Source organism: Comamonas sp. JNW, from assembly GCF_003105075.1.
Lineage (GTDB): Bacteria > Pseudomonadota > Gammaproteobacteria > Burkholderiales > Burkholderiaceae_C > Comamonas > Comamonas squillarum.
The window spans coordinates 1-23437 of sequence record NZ_QETI01000006.1; the positions used below are offsets into that span (position 1 = coordinate 1).

Genomic DNA, 23437 nt, shown 5'->3' on the forward strand with positions numbered 1-23437 from the left:
ATCCGGTTGGCTGTCCTGAGTGGGTTGGGTGTTTGGCGACTTCCAGTCTCTCAAATCCAACCCGGATGAACACCGGATACAACCTATTGAACCTTCACATCTAGGGCACCCCATCCACCACGGCGGTGCGTGTAGCCGCTTACTCAGCCTTTGCCAGATAGGGCTTGAGCCAGCCCAGCCCATCGCTGGTGGCATGGGGCGCTGCGCCGCGCGCGGGCTTGTACTCGCAGCCAATCCAGCCGTCCCAGCCCAGGCTGTCCAGCAGCGCAAACAGATAGGGGTAGTGCAGCTCGCCCACATCGGGCTCGTGGCGCTCGGGCACGCCGGCAATCTGGATATGGCCGACCTGGCCCGTGGGCAGGTACTGGCGGATCTTCATCGCCAGGTCGCCCTCGACGATCTGGCAGTGGTAGAGGTCCATCTGCACCTGCACATTGGCGGCGCCAATCTCGGCCACCAAGGCATGGGCCTGGTCCTGGCGGCTCAGGAAGAAGCCGGGCATATCGCGGCCATTGATGGGTTCGAGCAGAATGCGTACATCCTGCGCTGCTGCATGCTCGGCCGCATGGCGGATATTGGCGATGTAGGTGGCGCGCACGGTAGCCGCATCCACGCCCGCGGGCACCAGGCCGGCCATCACATGCAGGCGCGGGCATTGCAGCGCTTGGGCGTAGCGCAGCGCCTGTGCAATGCCGTCGCGGAACTCGGCCTCACGCCCGGGGATGCAGGCGATGCCGCGCTCGCCCCGGTCCCAATCGCCCGGCGGCGCATTGAACAGCACCTGCTGCAGGCCTTGCTGCTGCAGCAAGGCTGCCAGCTGCTCGGGCGCGTAGCCGTAGGGGAAGAGGTACTCGACGGCCGTAAAACCATCGTGGGCGGCGGCGGCAAAGCGGTCCAGAAAGTCCAGGTCGTTGTAGAGCATGGACAGGTTGGCGGCAAAACGGGGCATGGGTGATTTCCAAAAAAAGGGGGCGGCCGGCAGGCAGAGGGTCAGTGCACGGCAGGCAGGGTGTGGTTTTACCAGTGCGCGCCAAAGCTTTGGCGCAGCTCGTCAATCTGGGCCTCGCTCAGCGGCGCGGGTGGCTGCGCGCGGCATTGGTTCCAGAGCAGGGCGGTCTCTTCCAGCTCTTCCAGCGCGGCCATCGCCGCAGCCGGGCTTTCGTGCCAGACATTGGGGCCCAGGCGCGCCAGCATCACCGCGCGGATCGGCCGGCCCGCTGCTGCGTACTGCGCAATCGCCTCGGCCACGGCCTGCGCCGCATCGGGCGAGCCGGGGCGGTGGTAGGGGATATGCGGCACGCGGCCCACCTTCATCACAAAGTAGGGGGTCAGCGCGGGCAGCAGCTCGGCGGCGGGCACCACCCCGGGCACAGCAGTGGCTTGCAGCGAGCAGGCCACCAGCTGGCGGCTGTGGGTGTGGATCACGCAGCCTGCGGGTGTGGGCGTGTTGGCGCTGGCCTCGTAAATGCGCCGGTGCAGCACGATGGTCTTGCTGGCGCGGTCACCGCTCAGCTGTTGGCCTTGCAGATCGAGCTTGGCCAGGCGGTCGGGCTGCAGCTGGCCCAGGCTGGCATCGGTCGGGGTGATCAGGTAGCCGTCGGCCAGGCGCACGCTGATATTGCCAGCGCTGGCATGCACATAGCCGCGCTGGAACAGCGATGCTCCTACCCGGCAGATCTCGGCGCGGGCGCTGGGTTCGTCCATAAAGACCATGGTTGTCAGCCTTGCAAAGCGGTGAATGCCTTGGTGAAGAAGTCGGTGCTGCCAAAGTTGCCCGATTTGAGCGCGATGTGCAAGCCCTCCGGCGCTGCAGCGCTGGCCGCATGGCACCAGGGCACACCCGGGTCAATCTGGCCGCCAATGCGCATCTGCGCAATGCCCAGCGCCTGCACGCAAGCGCCTGATGTTTCGCCACCGGCCACCACCAACTGCCGCACGCCCAGCTCCACCAGGCCGCGCGCAATGGCGGCCAGCGTCTGCTCGACCAGTGCGCCGGCCTGCTCCACGCCCAGCTGGGCCTGGATGCTGCGCACATCGTCGGGCTCGGCGGTGGAGTAGACCAGCACCGTGCCGCTCGCTAGATGGGGACGCGCCCAGTCGAGCGCCTCGCGCACCACATCGTCACCAGCGGCCATGCGCAGCGGCTCGATCGCAAGTGCCGGGCGGCCGCTGGCGATAAAGTGCGCCACCTGGGCATTGGTCGCCACCGAGCAGCTGCCCGAGACCACCGCCTGCAGGCCACTGGCCGCTGGCAAGGCGGCAGCCTGGTTGCTGGGTTGCAGGCCAAAGTTGGCAGGCAGCGCAATGGCGACGCCAGAGCCAGCGGTCACCAGCGGCAGATCCGCCAGCGCCGGGCCCATGCGCAGCAGGTCGTCGTTCGATACCGCGTCGACAATCGCGATGCCCACGCCGTCGGCCTTCAGCGCCGCAATGCGGCTGCGGATGGCGTCCGCCCCCTGGGCGACTACGCTGTGGTCAATCAAGCCCACCTTGCGCCGGGTCTGCGACTGCAGCACGCGCACTAGGTTGGGGTCAGTCATGGGGGTCAGCGGGTGGTTCTGCATGCCGCTTTCGCTCAGCAGCACATCGCCGGCAAACAGATAGCCCTTGAAGACGGTGCGCTTGTTGTCGGGGAACGCAGGCGTCGCAATGCTGAAGTCGCTGCCCAGCGCATCCATCAAGGCCTCCGTCACCGGGCCGATATTGCCGGCCGGCGTGCTGTCAAAGGTGGAGCAGTATTTGAAATAGATCTGCTGCGCGCCCTGGCCCTGCAGCCAGCGCAGGGCCTCCAGGGACTGCGCCACGGCCTGCTCAGCGGGGATGGTGCGCGACTTGAGCGCCACCACCACGGCATCCACCTCGGTATCCAGCGGGCCCGTAGGCACGCCAATGGTCTGCACTACGCGCATGCCGGCGCGCACCAGGTTGTTGGCCAGGTCGGTGGCGCCGGTAAAGTCATCGGCAATGCAACCCAGCTTCAAGGCAGCGCCGCTCATCGCTGGCCTCCGTCGTTGGCAGCTTGGGGGAGGGTGATGCCGGGGAAGATCTTGATCACGGCGCTGTCATCTTCCTTGGCGTAGCCGGCAGTCGATGCCTGCATGAACATCTGGTGCGCAGTGGCCGCCAGCGGCAGCGGAAACTTGCTGGCGCGCGCGGTATCGAGCACCAGGCCCAGGTCCTTCACAAAGATATCGACGGCCGACAGCGGTGTGTAGTCGCCCGCCAGCACATGGGCCATGCGGTTTTCAAACATCCAGCTGTTGCCGGCGCTGTGGGTGATGACCTCGTAGATCGCGGCAGCATCCACGCCTTCGCGCAGGCCCAGGGCCATGGCCTCGGCCGCTGCGGCAATGTGTACCCCTGCTAGCAGCTGGTTGATGATCTTGACCTTGCTGCCCGCGCCCGCCTTGTCGCCCAGGCGGTAGACCTTGCCGGCCATTGCATCGAGCACATCGCCCGCTGCCGCATACGCCGCGGGCGTGGCCGAGGTCATCATCGTCATCTGGCCGGCCGCTGCCTTGGCCGCGCCACCGGAGATCGGGCCATCGACATACAGCACGCCGCTCTGGGCCAGGCGCGCCTCCAGCGCGATCGACCAGTTCGGGTCCACCGTGGAGCACATCACAAAGGTGCTGCCGGGGCGCATGGCGGCAGCGGCGCCATGCTCGCCAAACAGCACGGCCTCGGTCTGCGCAGCGTTGACGACGACCGACACCACCACGTCGACCTGGGCGGCCAACTCCGCCGGGTGGGCGCAGGCCACGCCGCCGGCGCTGGCAAAGTCGGCCGCTGCGCCAGGGCGCACATCGCAGACATGGACCTGGTAGCCCCGGTTGCGCAAGGTTTGGGCAATGCCCAGGCCCATCGCGCCCAGGCCGATGACGCCCACCTTGGCGTGCTGTGCTTGTGTAGTCATTGGAGATGCTCCCGTGAATCAGAGATAGAGAATGCCCGGCCGGGGGCCGGGGCACAAGAATGCAAGTGACAAATAGCCAAGCGGCAAGCGAGGCTGCGGATCAGGCCACCAACGCCCAGACCAGGCAGGTCAGCGCAAAGCCAGCGACGCCCAGCACGGTCGTCAGCACCGTCCAGCTGCGCAGGCCATCGGCCACGCTCAGGCCCAGGTAGCGGGTCACGATCCAGAAGCCCGAGTCATTGACATGCGACAGCCCCAGGCCGCCAAAGCCAATGGCCACCGTCAGCACGGCGACCTGCACGGCGCTGTAGCCGCCGCTGTGGATGCTCTCGGCCAGCAGGCCGCAGGTGGTGAGAATGGCCACGGTTGCCGAGCCCTGCGCGGCGCGCAGCGCCAGCGAGATGATGAAGCCCAGCAAAATCAATGGCAGCCCCGTGCCCGCCAGCGCCTGCGACAGCGCCGAGCCAATGCCGCTTACCGTCAGCACCTTGGCAAACACGCCACCGGCGCCGGTCACCAAAATCACCGTGGCCGCTGCGGGCAGGGCCGATTCCATCACGTCATTGGTGCGCTTGCGCGTCCAGCCCAGTGGACGCACCAGCAGCACAAAGGCCAGGCCAATCGCGACCATCAGCGCAAAAATGGGCGCGCCGGTAAAGGCCAGGAAGTCGCGCAGCGCATGGCCCTTGGGCAGCATCGTCGCCGCCGTGGTGCCCAGCATGATGAGGGCGAGCGGCGCGAGGATCAGGGTCAGCACGGCGCCCACGCCGGGCAGCTTGGCAGCAGGGGCATCGGCCGCATCACCGCTGCCAAAGTTGCGGAACTGGGCCTGCGCATCGGGCAGCATCGCGTAGTCGCGGCGGTTGAGCAGGCGGCCCAGCCACTGAGCCACAAAGGCCAGCGGAATGCAGATGCCCAGGCCAATGACCGTGATCCAACCCACATCGGCCGACAGCACGGCCGCGCCGCCCACAATGCCCGGGTGCGGTGGCACCACCACATGGGTGGCCAGCATGATGCCGGCCACCGGCAGCCCGTACTTGATGGGGTTGACGCCTGCGGCCTTGCAAAAGCCATAGATGATGGGGATCAGGATGATGAAGCCCACATCAAAGAACACGGGGATGGACAGCACCAGTGCCGCCGCGGTCAGCGCCGCAGGCACGCGCTGGGGCCCCAGGATCTGCGTAAAGCGCTGCGCCAGCGTATTGGCCCCGCCCGAGACCTCGATCATGCGCCCCAGCATGGCGCCCAGCGCCACCAGGATCGCCACCGAACCCAGGGTGCCGCCCATGCCCGAGATCAAGGTGGGGATGATGTCGGCCAGCGGCACCCCTGTGGCCAGCGCCACCAACAGGCTCACCAGCATCAGCGCGACAAAGGCATGGATTTCGAAACGGATGATGAGCAGCAACAGCGCAGCAATGCTGGCGCCCGCAATGCTCAGAAGGGCAATGGTCGTCATGTGAAGGACTTGTCTCGTTGACTCGTTAGAAGAACTCCTGAGACCCTTGAATCGCAGGATACTGGTATGGTTATCATACAAATTTTGCTGGATCATAGCATTGCTTTCGCAGTGCTTTGGTTCGCACTTTCCCCGAGAAATTCTGGGGTTTTTGAGAGGCGTGGGGATGCCGCTGCGCGCCGGTGACACGCATAAAAAAGGCGCCGCAGCTTTCACTGCAGCGCCTTTGGTTCGGCGTCGACCACGGTGGGCCCAAGGCCCAGGCCTCGGCGATCTAACCCGCCACTAAGGCATCAAGCCAAGGTACGCAACGTCGGCTCGCGCTCCCAGAATCGGGTCTTGGCACCGGCAATAAAACCGGCCACATCCTTGGGGTCAAACACGCCGTCATCGGGCTTCACCCCGGCGGCATCCAGGATCAGATGCGTGGCCTTGCAAGCAGCAATGGCTTTCAGATGCCCAAAGGCATCGCGGAACCAGTCTTGCGCGGCGCTGTCCTTGCTCAGCATCTCGCCTGATGCCATCGGGATCACCGAGGCAACCGCATCGAACTGCGCCGAAGGCGCGCCGGCCAGCTGCGCGTCGGCGGCGATGTGCTTGCCATCGCTCAAGGTCGCTCCACCAATCTTGGGGGCGATGATCTTGACCATCGCCTTCTCGGCCAGGATCGCTTTTTGCAGCGCGGCCACATTCTCGGCGTTGGAGCCGTCGTCCACCAAGATCGCCACGCAGCGGCCTTCCAGGGTCGGCTTCATGCGGTCGATGATGCGCAGCGCAGGGCTGGGCGGCAGGTCCTGCACGGGCACCGCCGGCTTGGCCGGTTTGGGCAGCGCAGCCAGGCCCAGGCCCTTGGCCACGCGCTTGCCCAGGTCGCTGTCAATCACCAGCAGATGGGCGACCATCGCTTCGCGCACATGGGGCGTCTGCACCTTGGACAGCTCAAACACCAGCGCCGAGGCCATATGCGCCTGTTCTATCTCGCTCTGGCTGGTGTAGAACAGGCGCGCCTGGCTGTAGTGGTCGGCAAAGCTTTCGGGGCGGATGCGGCTCTTGGCCTCGGCCTCGGACGGTTGCGCAAAGGACTTGAAACCCTGGGCCCGCGATTCGCGCGGCGAGTTCGGCTCCAGGCTCGAAGGCTCATAGGCGACGCGGCCCTTGGGCACCTCGGTCTGCATATGGCCATCGCGCTGCGTGTGTGCAAACGGGCACTTGGGCGCGTTCACGGGGATCTGGGTAAAGTTGGGCCCACCCAGGCGCGAGAGCTGCGTGTCCAGGTACGAGAACAAGCGGCCTTGCAGCAGCGGGTCGTTCGAAAAATCAATACCGGGCGGCACATTGGCCGGGCAAAACGCCACCTGCTCGGTCTCGGCAAAAAAGTTGTCCGGCCAGCGGTCCAGGGTAAAGCTGCCGATCTTGGTGAGCGGAATCACTTCTTCCGGAATGATCTTGGTCGGGTCCAGGTGGTCGTACGGAAGGGCATCGGCTTCTTCCTGCGTGAACAGCTGCACAAACAAATCCCAGGCGGGGGCATGGCCGGCCTCGATCGCTTCGAACAGGTCACGGCGGTGAAAGTCGTTGTCGGCCGCTTGCAGCTTGGCCGCCTCGTCCCACACCGTCGACTGGATACCCAGCTGCGGGCGCCAGTGGAACTTCACAAAGGTGCTCTCGCCCTGGTCGTTGATGAGGCGAAAGCTGTGCACGCCAAAGCCTTCGATGGTGCGCAGGCTGCGCGGAATGGCGCGGTCGCTCATCGCCCACATGATCATGTGCATCGACTCGGGCATCAGCGAGATGAAATCCCAAAACGTGTCATGCGCCGAAGCAGCTTGCGGAAAGCCCCGGTCCGGTTCCATCTTCACGGCGTGCACCAGGTCGGGGAACTTCATCGCGTCCTGGATAAAGAACACCGGGATGTTGTTGCCCACCAGGTCCCAGTTGCCTTCCTCGGTGTAGAGCTTGATCGCAAAACCGCGCACATCGCGGGGTGTATCGACCGAGCCGGCGCCGCCTGCCACCGTGGACATGCGCGCAAAGATCGGCACCTTCTTGCCGACTTCGGTCAGCACCTTGGCCGTCGTGTATTTCTTCAGCGAGTGGCTCAGCTCAAAGTAGCCATGCGCTGCCGTGCCGCGTGCATGCACGATGCGCTCTGGAATGCGCTCGTGGTCAAAGTGGGTGATCTTCTCGCGCAGCACAAAGTCTTCGAGCAGGGTGGGTCCCCGGCCGTAGGCGCGCAGCGAGTTCTGGTTGTCGGATACCGGAATGCCTTGCTGCGTGGTCATTACCGGGTGGCCGTCACCGGCCTGCTCGTGCAGCTCGCCCCCAGCGCCTTGGGTGGGGGCTGCGGACGAAGTCGTTTTGCGGGTGGTCATCGTGGATCTCCAAGTTAGGGTGGCAGTGCATGTCTGCCGGTGGGCTCAAGCCTTCAAGGATGACCGCTGCGCGGCAGCGCGCTTGTAGGCGTTTGGAGGGCTTGGCTGTATGCGTACTCCGAGCTGCTCGCCCGCCTCCTGTGTCAGTGGGGCGCAAAAAAGGCCGCTGGTGGGCGGCCTGGGTGTCTTGGGGGGCTGTTCTTAGTGGAAGAACAGCGCAATCAAAATGATGATCGGGATTGGTACGCCAATCAGCCACAGCAGGATGGATCGCATGGTGGTTCCTTTCTAGGTTTGCCCGTGGGCAAAGGTTGTGTTCAGGTCAGGTCGATGGTCAATTACGCGTCGCGCTGGCGTCCGCCAAAGGTGGCAGACAGGCTGCCCACAAAGGCCCCGATCAGCAGCACCACAAACATCCACAGCAGCGAGTAGGCGGTGGCCTTGCGGGCTTGCTCGGCCGCTTGCTTGGCCTTCACTTCGGCGTCCTGCGCAGCTTGCTTGGCCTTGTCGATCTGTTGCTTGACCTGGTCGTAAGTGGCTTGCACCTTCTTCTCGGACTCTTCCTGGCTCATGTCGGTGCGCTGTGCCACCAGGCGGCCCAGGTACTGGCGGTCGTCATTGGACAGCGAGCCCGCTTGCAGCGAATGCACAAACACGGTGCTCATCTCGCTGGCGTCATCGGCGGCGGAGCGGGCCTTCTGGGCGGCGTTTTGCGCGCTGTCCTTCATGTCCTGCTTTTGCTGCTCGGTGGGGCCGCCCTGGCGCAGCAGGCTGTTGATCCAGTAGTTCAGGTCCGAGCCGGGCTCATTGGCCTTGCCAGCGGTCACGCCAGCAGCACCAGTCAGTGCGGCAGAGGCGGCACCACCGATCACACCGGTGGCACCACTGGCCGCACCGCCCACCACTTGGGCCGCGCCGCTCACCACCGCACCGGCTGCCTTGGCCGTGCCCGAGATGGCAGCACCGGCTAGCGATCCGGCCACTGCGACCATCAGCATCGTGGCCAGTGCCCAGGCCAGAAAGCCGTGGGCGGTGTCGCGGAAGTACACCTCGTCGGTGTGCACCCCTTGCCACTTGGTGCGCAGGCGGCCTGCAATATAGCCACCCACACCAGCGGATGCCAGCTGGGTGAACACCAGCCAGGCCACCGCGCCCCAGCCAATGGTGTCGCCATCGGCGCCCCGGCCGGACCAGACCGACACCGACGACAGGCCCAGCCCGACGCCGAGCATGAACAGCAGCAGCGACAGCACCGCTGCAGCCAGCGCACCGGCCAAAATGGCGGCCCAGGAGACCGCGCTTTCACTGTGGCCCGCGATAGCGCGTGGTACGGCGCCAGCGACGACACGGTCGTCTTCTACGTATGTGGTGGTAACCATTGCTATTCCTTGTTAGATAAGGCTTTCATTCTGCTTTTGGGGCTTGAAATTCTTGTAGTCCAAATGCCGTCCTACCCGTGCGAGCTTGGCGGTTTACCGCATCAGCCGATCTGCGCAAAGGCACGCCTGGCTTGGTGGTAGGCCTGTACATGGCGCAAAACCGCCGCGAAAACCAGGTGACAACGAGACACCAGAACAACGCCAAGGGCGGCCGCAGCGGGCGCAGTGAACAGAGCCGTCAATACACCGCCACCGGTGCATGTCCCTCGTCGGCAAACAGCCAGGCATGCAGCGGCTGCACGGCCATCGGCCCCGAGCCGGTGAACTCAGAAAACGCCGGCAGGTTCAGGTAGGGCGCAGAGTAGGCCAGGCAAGGCAGGCGCTTGCGCAGCTGTGGCACGCGCATGGCAGGGTGGATATGGCCGTGGATATTGAGCGCAAAGTGGTGCACGCCCGGGCCCATGGGCTCATGGCTCATCAGCACCTGGTGGCGCACCAGGTGGGTGTGCACGTCATCGAGCAGCAAGGCTTCGGTCTGCAAGAAGCGGTCATGGTTGCCACGTGTCAGGCTAAATCGGGTTTTGAGGTTGGCGCGCCGCAGGTTCTGCCACAGCTGAAAGGTGTCTTCGCCAATAAAGCGGCCATGCACAAAGTCGCCCAGAATCACCAGCTCCTGGGGCTGCCATTTCTGCAAGACCTGGTGCAGGCGCAGCAGGTCTTGCCGTTGCACTTCCAGCGGCACGGCCACGCCTCGGCGCCGGAAGATATCGCTCTTGCCCAGGTGCAGGTCGGCAATGATCAGCAAGCTCTCCTGGGGCCAGAACAGCGCCCGCTCTGCCAGTACCAAAAACTCCATGCCGGCAATGCTGGCGGCAACATGGTCCTGGGGCGAGGGGGAGACTTGAATCGGGGAGAAGAGCTGGGCGGAATGCGTACCTGCCATTAAGAACGGTCCTCTGGTTGCCGGGAGCGGCGCGCGCGGCGGGCCGCTCCCTGGGTCGGGGCGCCCGGGTGGGCGGCCTGTCGGTGGTGGGTGTCGCCAAGGCTTTGGCGCTCTTGCTGCGCGGCCATGCGCCGCACCTTGTCCTGCCAGGTCTCATTGCTGAGCTGGCCACGAAAGCTCTCCGCCCACAGCCCAAACGAGAACGGCGTGTGTTTGGCCGGAAAGCGCAATGCGATCTGCCGCCCTGCAATGCTGGTCAGCAGCCTTTGCATGGTTGGCAGGTGCAGCTCCTGGTCCAGCGCCTCTTGGCGGGCCTGGCGCAGCAGCAGGTGCTCGGGGTCGTACTTGCTCAGCACATCAAACAGCAGGCTGGCCGAGACCTGCAATTGCCGGTCGCTGGCGCGGCTTTTCTTGCCCGGCACCTTGGACTGCACCAGGCCGGCAATCTGTGCAATTTCCTTGAAGCGCTTGCGTGCCAGCTCGCTGAAGTTCACGGCAGAGCGCAGATCGGTATCCAGCCCGTCGAGTTGAAATATCTCTGACCAGTCCACCGCATTCGCGTCGATGGGCAAGGTGGGCTGGATCATGAGCCCGATCTCATTGCAGGCCCAGGCAAAGGTGTTGGGCTGGATGTGGGCCAGGCGCGTGGCAATCAGCACCGCCAGCCCCTCATGCGCCACCCGGCCGGCAAAGGGGTAGACAAACAGCGGCGCCGCCTTGCCCGCCTGGGGGGCTTGGGTTTGGCCCACCTGCTCAATCAGCAGTTGGTCGGCATCTGGCACCAGCGAGCGCTGGCTTTGCAGCTGCAGCAAGGGCTGCAGCCATTGCAGCTCGCGGGCGTGCGGCGCGTCATCGGCGGCAGGGCTGGCGGCAGCTTGGCTCAGCAGCTGCTGCATGCGCTCGCCCAGTGATGACGACATCGGCATCAGCGAGCCGGCCCAGGCGGGCGTCAGCAGGCCCACCTGGGCACTGCGGCGCACCCAGGCGGTGTTGTTCTCCAGCCGCACCAGCACCAGGCTGCGGCCGGCAAAGTTGAATACATCGCCAGCGTTCAGGCGCGCGATAAACGCCTCTTCAACCGAGCCCAGCCGCGCGCCGCGCAGGTACTGCACATTGACTGCCCCATGCGCAGTGATCGTGCCAATCGACATGCGGTGCATGCGCACCACGCCGGTGTTGGCTGGCTGGCACAGGCCATCTTCGCAATGCAGGCGCTCGTACTGCGGGTACTGCACGAGCGAATCGCTGCCATGCTCCAGAAACGCCAGCACCGCCTGCCACTGCGCATCGCTCAGATCACGAAAAGCGGCAGTGCGCCGCACCTCGGCCAACAGCTCGGGCGGCCTGAATCCCCCCGCCAGCGCCGCGCTCATCGCATGCTGGCTCAGCACATCAAAGCACAGGCGCAGGGGCTCGCGCCGCTCATACACCTGGGCCTCGGCCAGCTCGCGCACGGCGGCAAACTCGGCCAGGTCCATCGCCTGGGTGGCAACGGCTTCCACATGCACGGCAGCACCAGGCCGGTGCTTGGCACGGCCGGCGCGCTGCACCATGCGGGCCACAGACCGTGCCCCGCCAATCTGGATCACGCGCTCGACTGCCGGGAAGTCCACGCCCAAATCCAGGCTGCTGGTCGCCACCACGCAGCGCAGGGTGCCAGCGCGCAGGCGCTGCTCCACCGACTGCCGTACGCCCTGGTCCAGCGAGCCATGGTGGATCGCCAAGGTCTCGGCATCTTCCGGCCATATGCTCGCCAGCGCCGTGTGCCACAGCTCGGCCTGCGCGCGGGTGTTGGTAAACACAATGGTGCTGGGCGCGCTGAACACCAGCTTGGCCACCTCGCCCAAATTCGCCAGGCCCAAATGCCCCGCCCAGGGCATGCGCGTGCCCAGCGGCGGCGTGATGCTGTGCAGATGAAAAGGCTTGGGCCGCATATCCTGAATCAGCGCGGGCTGCTTGACCTGCCAGGCGCTCAGCAGCACATCGCTGGCCTCTTGCAGATTGCCAATCGTCGCCGACAGGCCCCAGACCTGCGCGGCAGGTGCCAGCGCCTGGATGCGCGCCAGGTTCAGCTGCAGCAGCACGCCGCGCTTGCTGGGCAAGAGCTCATGCCACTCATCCACCACGATGCAGCGCAGCTGGCTGAACTGCTCGCGGCTGCGCTCATGGCTCAGCAGCAGCGCCAGGGATTCGGGCGTTATCACCACCAGCTGAGCCTTGCCGGTGTCGGTCAGCCGCTTGTCACGCGATGTGGCGTCGCCCGTGCGCATCGCCACTTGCCAATGGGGCAGCACGGCTGCTACCGGGCCGGTGATGCGCTCGCGGGTATCGCTGGCCAGCGCGCGCAATGGCGTCACCCACAGCATGCGCGGGCCATGCGCTGCGCGGCCCTCGGACGTCTCGGCCTCGGCCATCGCCTGCATCAACGGGCCCCCCAGCGCTGCCAAGGTTTTGCCCCGGCCGGTGGGCGCCGATACCAAACCGCTGTGCCCTTCGGCATAGGCGCGCCAGGCCTGTTGCTGGAAGACGGCCGCGCCTATGTCCTGCTCCTTCAACCAGTCGCGCCAGCGCTTGGCCGCACGCTGCATCGCGCGGTCGCTGGGGGCCGTGGTGTCGCTCCGCTCAGCCATCGGCCAACTCCAGCAAGGCGCCCAGCTGGTCGGCATCCTGCGCAGTCTTGTCCTCGCGCCAACGCAAGATGCGCGGAAAGCGCACCGCCACGCCCGATTTGTGGCGGGTGGAGCGGTTCACGCCTTCAAAGGCAATCTCAAACACGAGGCTGGGCGTGACAGAGCGCACCGGACCAAAACGCTCCAGCGTGTGGCTGCGGATCCATTTGTCCAGCCGCAAAATCTCTACATCGGTGAGGCCCGAGTAGGCCTTGGCGACAGGCACCAGCGCATCGCCGCTCCACACGGCAAAGGTGTAGTCGGTATGCAAGGTGCTGCGGCGGCCGCTGCCGCTTTGCGCATAGATCAGCACCGCATCAATGCTGAACGGATCCACCTTCCACTTCCACCAATCGCCCCGGCGCCTGCCTTCCTTGTAGGGGGAGGCCAGCGCCTTGAGCATCAGGCCTTCGGCATTGCGTTCCGCAGCGGTATTGCGCAAAGGGCCCAGTGCTCCCCAGTCATCAAACGGCAGCTGGGGCGACAGGCCCAGCGCGGGTAGCTCGGCCTGGTTGATCACCTGTTCCAGCCTGGCACGGCGCTGCTGCAGCGGCTGGGCGCGCAGGTCTTCGCCTTCATATTCCAGCAAGTCGTAAAACAATATGCGCGCTGGCACCGTCTGCATCAGCTTGGCAGAAGGCTTACGTTTTTGAATGCGGCTTTGCAGCGCGACAAAGCCCAGCGGTTTGTTCTGCTCGTAATCCCAGGCCAGCAGTTCGCCATCCAGCACCATATCGCGCGGCAGCAGTGCGGCGGCGGCCTCCAGCTCCGGAAAGCGGCCATCCAGCCGTTCCTCGCCGCGCGACCACAGGTAAGGCGCATGGCCCTGGCGCCGCACCAGCTGCACGCGTATGCCATCCCATTTCCATTCAGCCAGCCAATCCTTGGGGTCGCCCAGTGCCGCTGGCTCTTGCGGCAGCGGGGAGGCGAGGTAGAAGGGGTAGGGCTTATCCAGCAGCTGCGCGCTGGTGTCCGGGTCCATCAAGGCCTCATAGGCCTGGGCGCTGGGCAGCCATTCGCCCACCATGCGGTGGGCCATATCGGCGGCAGATATGCCCACCAGGGGCGCCAGGCTGTTTTGCAGGCTGCGCTTGTTAACGCCTGCGCGCAGCGATCCGGTCAGGAGCTTGTTAAAGACCAGGCGCGAAGGCGTGTCCAGCTGCTGCCAGGCTTGTTGGATCGCGCGCTTGCGCTGCTCGGTATCGGCGGCCACCAGCGGCAGTAAAAATTGCTCAGTCCATTCGTCCAGGCGGCTGTCGTTGTCGGGTGTTTTAAAGGTGGCGCCCAGCAAGGATGCATGCCAGGGCGCAGCGGCATCGGGGGCAACGGCTGCGCCGGGCGCAGCAGCCAGCTCAGGATGATTGATACCCTGCTTTTGCCAGGCCGCTACCAACAACGACAAGGTCTCTGCCAAATCGCCCACCTGCCGGTAGCTCTCTTCCACCAGCCACAGCGGCAGGGTGGTCAACTCGCTCACCCAGCTGCGCAGCTCGGTGGTGGTGGCCAGGCGGTTCTTGCCGGTGTTCACCTTGCCGCCGCTCAGCACATAGACGGCCCAGGTTGCCTCAGCAGCTGTGGCGCCGGCAAAGTACTGCTGCAAGGCGAGCTCGCGGTCGCGCGTGCCGGAGGCCTCATCCAGCAGCTGGTACAGCGCCACAAAGCGGTTCATTCGGCCGCCTCCTCTTCGTCGCCATAGGCGGTACGCAGGCGCTCCGCCTGTATGCCCAGGCTCTGCAGATAGGGGATCAGCGCATCGGTATTGCCATGGGTGGCCAGCACCCGCTGGGCGCCGCTCTCGGTAATCGTGTCGACGAGTTCCTGCCAATCGGCATGGTCCGATATGACAAAGCCGCGCTGCATATTGCGCCGCCGCCGGTTGCCGCGCAGCAGCATCCAGCCCGAGGCAAAGCCTTGCTCCACCTGTTTAAAGCGCTTGAGCCAGGCAGAGTCTTGCGCAGAAGGCGGTGCCAGCACCATGCGGCCGGCAAAGTCGGTATCGGTGGGCACATCGGCCACCATCTCGGTGGCGGCCAGCGCAATACCCGCCTGCCGGTAAATATCGGTGCCGCGCGCCATTGCGCCATGCAGCAACACGGGCGCATCCAGCTTGCCAGCCAAGCCCGCCAGTACCCGCTGGGCCTTGCCCAGGCTGTAGGCATACAGCACTGCCGCCTTGCCCTGCTCCTTGCAATGCGCCACCCAGCGCTCAATGCGTTCCACCTCATGGGCCATCGTGGGCCAGGCGTAGACCGGGTAGGCAAAGGTGGCTTCGCAAATCAGGGTATCGCAGCGCAGCAGCTCAAATGCCTCGCAGGTCGGATCCGGCTCGCGCTTGAAGTCGCCCGTGAACACCCACACCGCATCGTCGTGCTGCACCCGCACCTGGGCGGAACCAAGAATGTGCCCCGCCGGGTGCAGCGATACCTGCACCTCCCCCATCGTGATCGTCTGCCCAAACGGCAGCGCATGGATGTTCTGCTCCCCGAGCCGCCATCGAAGAATGGGTTCGCTTGTCGAGCTGCAGTAGTACTCGCCCATCCCCACATGGGCATGGTCCGAGTGGCCGTGGGTAACAAAAGTGCGGTGTACCGGCTTCCAGGCATCAATAAAAAAATCCCCAGCCGCGCAGTACAGACCTTTGTCGGTCAAGGTGATGACGTCAGCGGGTGGGGCGTTGGCAGATGCAGAAGCAGCGAGCATGGGCAAATTCTGCGGCTGCGGGGGTAGGGGTGGGCGTCAGAGTTTGCCTTGTTGGGGTGCGGGTCAGTGCGGTTAGATTGAAATGAAGACGATTGAGGCACTCATGTGGATTTGCTGAGGACAGCAGGGCGAATTGACTCGCTCACTGCTACGATAAGGTGCTCTATTGAGGCGAAGCAGTAGTCGTATTCGCGATCCAGCGGAAGAGCTCCACGCGTCTACTACAGAGTTGCCGAAGTACACCCTGTATTCATAGAAGCACTGCATCAGACAGTGAAAAATTAACTCTTATCGAATAAGCCTACATTGGTAAAAGAGTATTCTCTTAATAATATGCAAAAATTAACAGATAAGGTAATTAGGCAGGCATTGATAGCCAATTTAAGGCGCAGACTGAATGCGCCTCTTGCTACGCTCGAGGAAGTACATGTGTGCAATAGCAATGCAATTGCTGATGTAGTTGCTGTCTATAAAAAAATGCACTGCTATGAAATAAAAGGCGAGACGGATTCTATAACTAGAATTGCTAGGCAGGCCAGTTTTTACGACCAAGCTTTCTCTCTTATATCTCTGGTTACAACAGAAAATCATCTTAAAAGAGCAGAGATAATAATCCCAAATCACTGGGGTATTATATTGGCGAAGGAGTCCGGGGGGGCAGTTAGCCTAAGAAATATTAGGGGGGCATCCAAAAATTCTCTATATCGCCCTGAAATTGCACTGCTTAGTCTATGGCGCTCTGAATTAATTCAGTTTGCAAATGTGGATAACATTTCATTGGGTAAAATGAATCGCCAGAAGATTGCGGAGCTTATTGCTTCAAATGCTTCAATTAATGTAATTAATCAGGGTTTGGGGCGAGCCCTTGCTGCTCGCGAGAAACAATTATCTATGCTGGATAACTATTTGCCATGTACGTAATGTGAGCGCATATAGTAGGTTTTAGGACCGTGGATGGGGTCACATTTTTTACACGAATTCCATTTGCCCGTTCTTGAATGAAGTTATCTCCCCATGAGTAGGGTGATCCTCGAAAAAATTTTTTGACTGAAATTGATTCGAATATTTCATCATATTGACCATACCCATGTGTCTTAATTCGACTGCCCCGAGCAATGTAATGGTGGCCTTGATAGGTGTAAAACACCTTTGGTGCAGTAACGCTGAGAAGTAGCTCCGGTTCAATATTTATCTCTGAATAATTTGGGCTCACAATAGTATAATCACCCAGCGATACTGTATTTTCACCGAGAATTCTTTGAATATGATGGAAAACTGCCAGTTCAGTCCGGTCTACTATAGATTCTTTACTTGGTTTTGCAATGTCTGTAATAGCGGCAGGAATGGATGATCCAGTGATGATGAATTCTTGAATTTTTATTATTGGCTTCAAGGATTTTATAAAATCAGCTATTTTTTCAGCAGTTGAAACTGTGTCGATGTTTGCGCAAAATCTACAGTCGAAAATAAATATCCAATGATCAAATAAATCGAAGCCTTCATTAATTAAATCTTGTAACTCATACTCAATTAATTCATACGAAAGAAATTCCTCTGACTGAAGTCTTACGGCAACCGTGTTGGAAATAATTTCGTTGTTGTCTTTTGCTTTAAAAATGGTGTCATTGTGATCCAATGATCTATCTAGTCCGAGTACAGGAATATAATTAAAATTTTCAAATTCTTTAATTATGGATGCACAATTTGGTGAGCCTTTTTTTGCAATGTTATCTGGAATATCAAAGGAATCAATGAATATATGATGAAATTGCTTTAGGTATTTATCGGCCTTCTTGCGGCAGTCTTTAAGTGCTTTCTCAAAATCTGATTTTTTCATGCCATCTTTTCGCGGAATGTCAAAAAAAGGCTTTATTTGTGCTTTGACTTGAGAGCTAAGTGCAGATAGACCCGCTACTTCGTTAACTTTGAACTTCATAAAAGGGGTGTAATTATTGTTTATCGGCACCTAGAATCTCCTTGACATTAAACTCATTGATGATTTCTGCAAAAAGCTCATACCTATTGAGCTCTCTTTGCAAACGGCCAGCTACGCACTGCGCGGGAATTCCTAGTCGATTCGCAAAATTAATTACATCCGCGGAGGAATGTGTAAATCTAGCGGGACAACTTCGCCACTCATTTCTTGGTATTAAGCTATCCAGCGCTAATCTATCAGCTTGTTTCTCTTGAATGGATGCTGAGGTAATTTCTAAGTTATCGATTATCGGTGAATTCAAATGATCGGCATGCAGTACTACATGCGCAAGTTCATGCAGTAGTGTGAACCAAAAATAATCTAATCGAGAATATCTAAGGCTTAAAGCTACAACAATTTGTCCTGAGGGTATTGAAAATACAGCCCCATCAAGCTTCATTGCGGGAAATGCATTTTTGTAAACAAATATTACCCCCTCATTTGCCAGAAATGGCTCAATCCTCTTTAAATTTTTTGGTTCTTTGAAGTTTCTGGGTAGGGATACGAGAGTGGACTTATCAATCCCTTTAAATATGGGCGTGCTATTGGCCGCTGCATACCAGTTCGCTATATTTCGAACTTCAGATAGCCACAGGCCAACTAATACATCTGAAGCCGTTTCTTGTTTTCGATATAAAGCTTGAGTTGTATCGCCTTCGCTATAGAAATAGCTGGTGAGTTCCGCGAGACTGTTTTCGGCGGCTTCTTTGTGCTTTGTTGGTGTAGCTTTTAATATTTCTTCTGCTTTTAAAAATGCCTCATAATATTTGCGAGAATTCACTGTAGACGATGCAGGACATGGAAAATCGTCTTCTAAAGTATTAAGGATTTTCATAAATTTGTCCACCTAGCTCGTTGGGGGGAACAACCCATTCGAAAAATTTAAGACCCTCTTTGTCATATTTAGGGAATGCGGTCATTCCGATCTTTTCATAGAACTGAATAGCCTTAGGTAGAGAGTGTAATGAAAAGCCTGGATCAAGTTTTAAATTATCCTTTGCGTAAATAATAACGTGATTTAATAGCTTGGCACCGGCGCCTTTAAAAATGCGCTCATTTAGGGCATTCTCACGATTCCACGGCGCCGCTGCTATATATTCAATGTAGAAAATATTGCTCGGTCCAGCAACACTATTTTTAGGATGATATACAAGGCATGCCGCCTGAGGATAATTTTCGGCAACTAGGAAAAACCATTTGTAGCAATCAGTTTTGTAGCTAAGGCTCTTGTTGAGCCAATTCCAATGGTTATCCTCAAGTTGGGCTGTTTCCAGTATTGAGGTTACGTCAACACCAGATTGTTGAAGCTTTCTTATATGGCGTAGTAGGGACATATTGAATGTGCCCCAGGAACGATCGCAAAGATTGGCGATTAAAAGATCCCAGCCAAGATGGACCGTGTAATCGACTGCCCTGCCTTTGCCAAGCAATTCTCCACGAGCTATGATTCCATTCGGACTTATCTCCAATGGGACTGCATCTACTGCTCGACGGATATCCTCAATGGTATAGAGCAAGAGTTCTCCTTAGATCTATGAGCCGTAGAAACATTTTTTCTATCGACCGGCCTTCTGAAATTGTGTACGGTTGGTTACTTTTTATTTCAGTATAAACCATTTGCTGCTATTCAGAGGCCCCTCCCTAGATTGGTTACCTAGAAAGGCGGTAGCAGAGGTGGTTCCCAGTCGCGTTAAAACAATGACTGACTTGGCTGCTACGTATGGGGAGAGTGTCTTGGCGCAATGCATTTGCAGATTAGCCCAATCCCAGAGGTAAAAGGTTGGCGCACCTGTATTGCAATTCAAGTTGCTACTATTTCGATAGCAATAAAGCAGATCACCTCTTGGACTGAGTGAGAAATTTGAGTGTTACCGCTGCTTGTCGCATCCCGGATGATTGCTTACATAGAAAAACTAGCATCATCGCCGGACTGACGTTGAGGTTCGTAACCTTTACTCCCCCAACAACACCCGCGCCAACCGCTCCCCATCCTGCCGCCAAAACGCCGGATCCGCCTGCCGGATCCGGTCAATCGCGTTATTCATATGCGCCGTCGCTGCCGCCCGTGCAGCCGCCGGGTCCCCCGCCTCAATCGCCTCCACAATCCGCGCATGCTCTTGCGTCACCGCAGCCGCAAAGTCCTGTCGCCGCGCCTCATTAGCCCGAGTGATGCGCGTGGCACCCGCCAGTACCTGCGACAGGTAATCCAAGGTACTGAGCAGGAAAGGGTTACCGGAGGCCTGGGCGATGACGCGGTGCAGGGCGACGTCTTCGGCTACGCCGTCTTGGCCATTGGCCACGGCTTTGGCTAAGGCCTTGACGCCAGCGCGGATGCGGCGCAGATCGGCGGTGCTGCGGCGGGCGGCCGCTAGTTCTGCTACTTCGGCTTCTAGCGCGCGGCGCACTTCTACGATTTGGATGACGGCCTCTTGCGAGGCGGCATGGCCTTTTTCCAGATCGAGCGGTTCGGCCCTGGGCGCTTGTACAAAGACGCCGCTGCCTTGGCGGGAGGCGACCAGGCCGCTGGATTTGAGGCGGGACAGCGCTTCGCGCACCACTGTTCGGCTCACGCCAAACTGCGCCACCAACAACAGCTCTGTGGGCAGGCGGTCGCCGGGTTGCATTTGCCCTTGCCGAATGCTGGCCTCCAGCGCCTGGGCCACTTGGTCGGCGAGGGAGTTGGCGGCCTTGACGGGCGTGAAGGAGATCGGCATGCGTGGGCAGGAGAGCTAGTTGCTGGGAGTGGGCGCTGGCTGCTGCCAGGCCGCAAGATGGCGCTTACTGTACTCCAGCCCAGGGGCGGCGCCTGCGCCTTAGGCGCAATGGATGGCTATGCCGTGTTTTTGGACAAAAGGCGCGCTGCTGTAGATGCAGTGGCTACACCTGCCGCAGCGGGGCCATCTGCTTGCACCCGGCCTGTATATACCAGCACGCAAACGCCAAAGCTGCAGGCCCATATCGGCGGCCTGCAGCGGGGTGCCTGGTGGCTACAGCCCTGCATGCACTGCAGTGGCTGTGGCCCCATCAGCGGATAACTGCCTTATTTAGGCAGCAGCACCTTGTCGATCACATGGATCACGCCATTGGATTGGTAGACATCGGGGATGGTGACGGTGGCGGTGCCGCCTTTCTCGTCCGTCAGCATGATCTTGGAGCCCTGGCTTTTGGCCACCAGGGTGCCGCCGCTGACGGTCTTGATGCTGGCCATGCCCTTGCCGTCTTTGATCATCTTGCTGATGGCTGTGGCGTCCCACTTGCCGGGGACCACGTGGTAGGTCAGCACGGTGGTCAGCATGGCCTTGTTCTCGGGCTTGAGCAGGTTGTCTACCGTGCCGGCGGGCAGGGCCGCAAATGCTGCATTGGTCGGGGCAAACACGGTGAAGGGGCCTGGGCCCTTGAGAGTGTCTACCAGTCCTGCAGCCTTGACTGCTGCCACCAGGGTGGTGTGGTCCTTGGAGTTGACGGCGTTGTCGATGATGTCCTTGGTGGGCAGCATGGGCGCTCCCCCCACCATCACATCTTTGGCGATCGCTGCCATGGTGGTGCTTGCCACCATGAATGCCATGCCATAAGAGACCAGTTTGCGCGTACTTTGGATCGAGGCCATGAGATGCTCCTTGCGTATGGATGAACAGCCGAAAAAACGTTGCGGCTGTTTGGAATACGCAGCGGATGGCGCAGTGGATTCAACAAATCTAGAAATAGTTTTGCAAAGAGGTGAAGCAGGGGAGTGATGCAGGGTGCGCAAAAAAATTCTGCATCCACTGCATCCAAACATGCCACAGAGGACTAGTACTACTAACAGCACACACCAAACAGCGCTGTTTTCACTCTCGTCCTTCTGTCCCCCTCACTTAGGAGAACTCGTATGTTGACCTCTCGCACAGCTCCCCGTATCGCCGCCATCGCCACCGCAGTGGCCTCCATCGGCCTGCTCACCGCTTGCGGCTCGATGCAGAAAAAGGAAATGGCTTTCTCGCAGGCATCGCTGCCAGCGACCATCCAGGTGCCAGCGGGCCACAAGGTGGCCTGGGAAACGGTGGGCTCGGGTGACATCACCTACGAATGCCGCGACAAGGCCAACGCCCCCGGCCAGACCGAATGGGTGTTTGTGGGCCCCGATGCGGTGCTGAAGGACCGCGCGGGCAAGACGGTGGGCCGTTACTATGGCCCGCCTGCCACCTGGGAGGCGAATGATGGCTCCAAGCTGACGGCAACCCAGCTGGCCGTGGCGCCATCGGGTGCCGGTAACCTGCCCTACCAGTTGGTGAAGGCCAACCCTGCGATGGGCAGTGGTGCCCTGGTGGGTGTGAGCCACATCCAGCGCGTGGCATTGAAGGGCGGTGTGGCACCGGCGGACAAGCCTTGCACGCCAGCGCAAAAGGGCCAAAAGGCGGTGGTGCAGTACCAGGCTGACTACATCTTCTGGAAGCCGGTCTAAGAGTCACAAACACAACCCTTGATACTTCGTTGCCTCGCCGGCCGCCTCAAGCCTTGCCGTACGTCTGTACTGTCTGCGGCTTGATGTCTTGTATCAACCGCAAACCTTCGGTTTGCTGGGTTGTCTTCATGACTCTAAGTCGGATGTAAATTTTTGTGCGGTAGCGGCTACACTCGAAGAAGGACGTCTTGCTCCTTCTTTGATCGAAATCTCCATGCCGCCTGCCGCTTCTGTGACCGACGACAATTTTGACCATGCCTTGGCGCTAGCTGCTTGCGCGCGTGGCGACCGCCATGCGCTGCAGCGTATTTACGAGCAAGAGTCGCGCTATCTGCTGGGGGTGGCGATGCGCATTGTGCGCAGCCGCGCAGCGGCCGAAGATGTGCTGCACGATGCCTTTGTGGCGATCTGGAGCAAGGCGCACAGTTTTGATGCGGCGCGGGGTGCGGCTAGAGGCTGGATCTATAGCATTGTTCGGCATGCCGCATTGAACCGGGTGCGCAGCAGCGCCCGCGAAAGCACACTGGATGAGCCGACCGCCGCTGCCTATGAGGCCAGCGCCGCGATGGCTGCCTGGCAGGAAGAGGGCGATGCCCTGGACCGCCAGGCCCAGCTGGGCCGCCTGGGCCAGTGCCTCGAAGGCCTGGAGCCGCAGCGCCGTGAATGCCTGCTGCATGCCTATGTAGATGGCTGCAGCCACAGTGAGATTGCAGCGCGGGTGCAGGCCCCGCTGGGAACCGTCAAAGCGTGGATACAGAGGGGCCTGCGCGCCCTGCGGGAATGCATGCAATGAGCGCCGATACCAACCACCAATTGCCGCCCGATGGCGACAGCCCGGACGACCTGCAGACGCTGGCCGGCCAGTATGTGCTGGGCACGCAGGATGCTGCAGAGCGTCGCGCAATCGAAGAGCGCCTGCCGCAGGATGCTGCGCTGCGCGCCGCCGTGGATGCCTGGGAGCAGCGCCTGCAACCCTTGACCACTCTGGCCCCGCCGCAAGAGCCGAGCACGGGCCTGTGGCCGCGCATTACCGCCAGCCTGTGGCCCGCAGCCGAGCCGCAGCGCGCCGCCGCCGCAGTGCCGCGCCGCTGGTGGCATTGGGACAGCCTGGCGCTGTGGCGTGGCCTGGCCGGCAGCGGTTTTGCTGCTGCTGCCGTGCTGGCCGGTGTGCTGGTGCTGGGCCCCGCCCCGGCGCCTGGCCCCGCCCGCTACTTTGTGGTGCTGGCCGCGCCGCAAAGCCAGGCCCCTGGCTGGCTGGTGCAGGCCCAGGCGGCAGACCGGCTGCGCCTGGTGCCGCTGGGTACCGATGTGGTGCCGGCCGAGAAATCGCTGCAGTTCTGGACCAAGGCCGATGGCTGGAGCGCCCCGGTGTCGCTGGGCCTGGTCAAACCGGGTGAAGCGATTGAGGTGCCTGTGGACAAGCTGCCACCACTGCAGCCCAACCAGTTGTTTGAGCTGACCCTGGAGCCCGCAGGCGGATCGCCGATTGGCAAGCCGACGGGGCCGATCCAGTTCATCGGCCGCGCGGTTCAAATTTAGCCGCTGCTGCCAAGCAGCAAGGGGCCCGTTCATGGAAC

The 23437-nt window shown here is 60.9% G+C and carries 20 protein-coding genes; 4 read left to right on the forward strand and 16 right to left on the reverse strand.

Going from position 1 to position 23437, the window contains the following annotated elements:
* Window positions 1–139 precede the first annotated feature (139 nt).
* The 11 genes from otnI to DCO45_RS10380 form a co-directional block, all read right to left on the reverse strand.
* Window positions 140–949, reverse strand: a complete 810-nt coding sequence (gene otnI, locus DCO45_RS10330; protein WP_116925782.1) for a 2-oxo-tetronate isomerase — start codon at window positions 947–949, stop codon at window positions 140–142.
* 68 nt (window positions 950–1017) lie between these two features.
* The gene (locus DCO45_RS10335) at window positions 1018–1704 is read right to left on the reverse strand and encodes an aldolase (protein ID WP_116925981.1); all 687 of its coding nucleotides are present in this window, start codon (window positions 1702–1704) and stop codon (window positions 1018–1020) included.
* A gap of 14 nt (window positions 1705–1718) precedes the next feature.
* The gene (otnK, locus tag DCO45_RS10340; protein WP_116925783.1) at window positions 1719–2996 is read right to left on the reverse strand and encodes a 3-oxo-tetronate kinase; all 1278 of its coding nucleotides are present in this window, start codon (window positions 2994–2996) and stop codon (window positions 1719–1721) included.
* On the reverse strand, window positions 2993–3916 hold the full coding sequence (ltnD, locus tag DCO45_RS10345; protein WP_116925784.1) for an L-threonate dehydrogenase: 924 nt from the start codon (window positions 3914–3916) through the stop codon (window positions 2993–2995). Before ltnD ends, otnK begins: the two co-directional genes overlap by 4 nt.
* 100 nt (window positions 3917–4016) lie before the next feature.
* On the reverse strand, window positions 4017–5381 hold the full coding sequence (locus DCO45_RS10350; RefSeq protein ID WP_116925785.1) for a GntP family transporter: 1365 nt from the start codon (window positions 5379–5381) through the stop codon (window positions 4017–4019).
* 293 nt (window positions 5382–5674) lie between these two features.
* Window positions 5675–7753 (reverse strand): catalase, encoded by a 2079-nt coding sequence (locus tag DCO45_RS10355; protein WP_116925786.1) that lies wholly within the window; start codon window positions 7751–7753, stop codon window positions 5675–5677.
* Window positions 7754–8091: 338 nt separating this feature from the next.
* Window positions 8092–9132: a hypothetical protein gene (locus DCO45_RS10360; RefSeq protein ID WP_243419314.1), complete on the reverse strand. Its 1041-nt coding sequence runs from the start codon at window positions 9130–9132 to the stop codon at window positions 8092–8094.
* Between the two features lie 238 nt (window positions 9133–9370).
* A complete protein-coding gene (gene pdeM / locus DCO45_RS10365) occupies window positions 9371–10075 on the reverse strand; it encodes a ligase-associated DNA damage response endonuclease PdeM (RefSeq protein ID WP_116925787.1) in 705 nt (234 codons plus the stop codon).
* Window positions 10075–12705, reverse strand: a complete 2631-nt coding sequence (locus DCO45_RS10370) for a ligase-associated DNA damage response DEXH box helicase (protein ID WP_207788067.1) — start codon at window positions 12703–12705, stop codon at window positions 10075–10077. The genes pdeM and DCO45_RS10370 overlap by 1 nt, the downstream gene beginning before the upstream one ends.
* Entirely contained in the window at window positions 12698–14413 is a 1716-nt protein-coding gene (locus tag DCO45_RS10375) for an ATP-dependent DNA ligase (protein ID WP_116925788.1), read from the reverse strand. Before DCO45_RS10375 ends, DCO45_RS10370 begins: the two co-directional genes overlap by 8 nt.
* Complete coding sequence (locus DCO45_RS10380; RefSeq protein ID WP_116925789.1) at window positions 14410–15444, reverse strand: ligase-associated DNA damage response exonuclease; 1035 nt, start codon at window positions 15442–15444, stop codon at window positions 14410–14412. Before DCO45_RS10380 ends, DCO45_RS10375 begins: the two co-directional genes overlap by 4 nt.
* 333 nt (window positions 15445–15777) lie before the next feature.
* Here DCO45_RS10380 and DCO45_RS22680 point away from each other — a divergent pair, with 333 nt between their 5' ends.
* Window positions 15778–16365 (forward strand): sce7726 family protein, encoded by a 588-nt coding sequence (locus DCO45_RS22680; protein WP_133248131.1) that lies wholly within the window; start codon window positions 15778–15780, stop codon window positions 16363–16365.
* Here the strand turns inward: DCO45_RS22680 and DCO45_RS10385 are convergent.
* From DCO45_RS10385 to DCO45_RS10405, 5 genes are all read right to left on the reverse strand, one after another.
* Window positions 16334–17380 (reverse strand): hypothetical protein, encoded by a 1047-nt coding sequence (locus DCO45_RS10385; protein WP_116925790.1) that lies wholly within the window; start codon window positions 17378–17380, stop codon window positions 16334–16336. The two genes, DCO45_RS22680 and DCO45_RS10385, sit on opposite strands and share 32 nt — an antisense overlap.
* 13 nt (window positions 17381–17393) lie before the next feature.
* The gene (locus DCO45_RS10390) at window positions 17394–18254 is read right to left on the reverse strand and encodes an ImmA/IrrE family metallo-endopeptidase (RefSeq protein WP_116925791.1); all 861 of its coding nucleotides are present in this window, start codon (window positions 18252–18254) and stop codon (window positions 17394–17396) included.
* Window positions 18241–18936, reverse strand: a complete 696-nt coding sequence (locus tag DCO45_RS10395; RefSeq protein WP_133248132.1) for a GNAT family N-acetyltransferase — start codon at window positions 18934–18936, stop codon at window positions 18241–18243. Before DCO45_RS10395 ends, DCO45_RS10390 begins: the two co-directional genes overlap by 14 nt.
* A gap of 435 nt (window positions 18937–19371) precedes the next feature.
* A complete protein-coding gene (locus tag DCO45_RS10400) occupies window positions 19372–20133 on the reverse strand; it encodes a FadR/GntR family transcriptional regulator (protein ID WP_116925793.1) in 762 nt (253 codons plus the stop codon).
* A gap of 326 nt (window positions 20134–20459) precedes the next feature.
* Complete coding sequence (locus DCO45_RS10405; RefSeq protein WP_116925794.1) at window positions 20460–21026, reverse strand: fasciclin domain-containing protein; 567 nt, start codon at window positions 21024–21026, stop codon at window positions 20460–20462.
* A 261-nt stretch (window positions 21027–21287) separates the two neighbouring features.
* Here DCO45_RS10405 and DCO45_RS10410 point away from each other — a divergent pair, with 261 nt between their 5' ends.
* From DCO45_RS10410 to DCO45_RS10420, 3 genes are all read left to right on the forward strand, one after another.
* Complete coding sequence (locus DCO45_RS10410; RefSeq protein WP_116925795.1) at window positions 21288–21860, forward strand: DUF3455 domain-containing protein; 573 nt, start codon at window positions 21288–21290, stop codon at window positions 21858–21860.
* A 214-nt stretch (window positions 21861–22074) separates the two neighbouring features.
* Window positions 22075–22653, forward strand: a complete 579-nt coding sequence (locus DCO45_RS10415) for a sigma-70 family RNA polymerase sigma factor (protein ID WP_116925984.1) — start codon at window positions 22075–22077, stop codon at window positions 22651–22653.
* Window positions 22650–23399, forward strand: coding sequence for an anti-sigma factor (locus DCO45_RS10420; RefSeq protein ID WP_116925796.1), 750 nt, complete (start codon window positions 22650–22652; stop codon window positions 23397–23399). The genes DCO45_RS10415 and DCO45_RS10420 overlap by 4 nt, the downstream gene beginning before the upstream one ends.
* The last annotated feature ends 38 nt before the right edge of the window (window positions 23400–23437 follow it).

What these genes read in the sequence shown, in the direction of transcription:
- DCO45_RS10415 (WP_116925984.1), top strand. Translation starts at nt 22,075, where the DNA reads ATGCCGCCTGCCGCTTCTGTGACCGACGACAATTTTGACCATGCCTTG.
- DCO45_RS10380 (WP_116925789.1), bottom strand. Translation starts at nt 15,444, where the DNA reads ATGCTCGCTGCTTCTGCATCTGCCAACGCCCCACCCGCTGACGTCATC.
- DCO45_RS10390 (WP_116925791.1), bottom strand. Translation starts at nt 18,254, where the DNA reads ATGAAAATCCTTAATACTTTAGAAGACGATTTTCCATGTCCTGCATCG.
- DCO45_RS10350 (WP_116925785.1), bottom strand. Translation starts at nt 5,381, where the DNA reads ATGACGACCATTGCCCTTCTGAGCATTGCGGGCGCCAGCATTGCTGCG.
- pdeM (WP_116925787.1), bottom strand. Translation starts at nt 10,075, where the DNA reads ATGGCAGGTACGCATTCCGCCCAGCTCTTCTCCCCGATTCAAGTCTCC.
- DCO45_RS22680 (WP_133248131.1), top strand. Translation starts at nt 15,778, where the DNA reads ATGCAAAAATTAACAGATAAGGTAATTAGGCAGGCATTGATAGCCAAT.
- DCO45_RS10355 (WP_116925786.1), bottom strand. Translation starts at nt 7,753, where the DNA reads ATGACCACCCGCAAAACGACTTCGTCCGCAGCCCCCACCCAAGGCGCT.
- DCO45_RS10405 (WP_116925794.1), bottom strand. Translation starts at nt 21,026, where the DNA reads ATGGCCTCGATCCAAAGTACGCGCAAACTGGTCTCTTATGGCATGGCA.
- otnK (WP_116925783.1), bottom strand. Translation starts at nt 2,996, where the DNA reads ATGAGCGGCGCTGCCTTGAAGCTGGGTTGCATTGCCGATGACTTTACC.
- ltnD (WP_116925784.1), bottom strand. Translation starts at nt 3,916, where the DNA reads ATGACTACACAAGCACAGCACGCCAAGGTGGGCGTCATCGGCCTGGGC.
- DCO45_RS10360 (WP_243419314.1), bottom strand. Translation starts at nt 9,132, where the DNA reads ATGGTTACCACCACATACGTAGAAGACGACCGTGTCGTCGCTGGCGCC.
- DCO45_RS10370 (WP_207788067.1), bottom strand. Translation starts at nt 12,705, where the DNA reads ATGGCTGAGCGGAGCGACACCACGGCCCCCAGCGACCGCGCGATGCAG.
- DCO45_RS10385 (WP_116925790.1), bottom strand. Translation starts at nt 17,380, where the DNA reads ATGAAGTTCAAAGTTAACGAAGTAGCGGGTCTATCTGCACTTAGCTCT.
- otnI (WP_116925782.1), bottom strand. Translation starts at nt 949, where the DNA reads ATGCCCCGTTTTGCCGCCAACCTGTCCATGCTCTACAACGACCTGGAC.
- DCO45_RS10410 (WP_116925795.1), top strand. Translation starts at nt 21,288, where the DNA reads ATGTTGACCTCTCGCACAGCTCCCCGTATCGCCGCCATCGCCACCGCA.
- DCO45_RS10420 (WP_116925796.1), top strand. Translation starts at nt 22,650, where the DNA reads ATGAGCGCCGATACCAACCACCAATTGCCGCCCGATGGCGACAGCCCG.
- DCO45_RS10335 (WP_116925981.1), bottom strand. Translation starts at nt 1,704, where the DNA reads ATGGACGAACCCAGCGCCCGCGCCGAGATCTGCCGGGTAGGAGCATCG.
- DCO45_RS10400 (WP_116925793.1), bottom strand. Translation starts at nt 20,133, where the DNA reads ATGCCGATCTCCTTCACGCCCGTCAAGGCCGCCAACTCCCTCGCCGAC.
- DCO45_RS10375 (WP_116925788.1), bottom strand. Translation starts at nt 14,413, where the DNA reads ATGAACCGCTTTGTGGCGCTGTACCAGCTGCTGGATGAGGCCTCCGGC.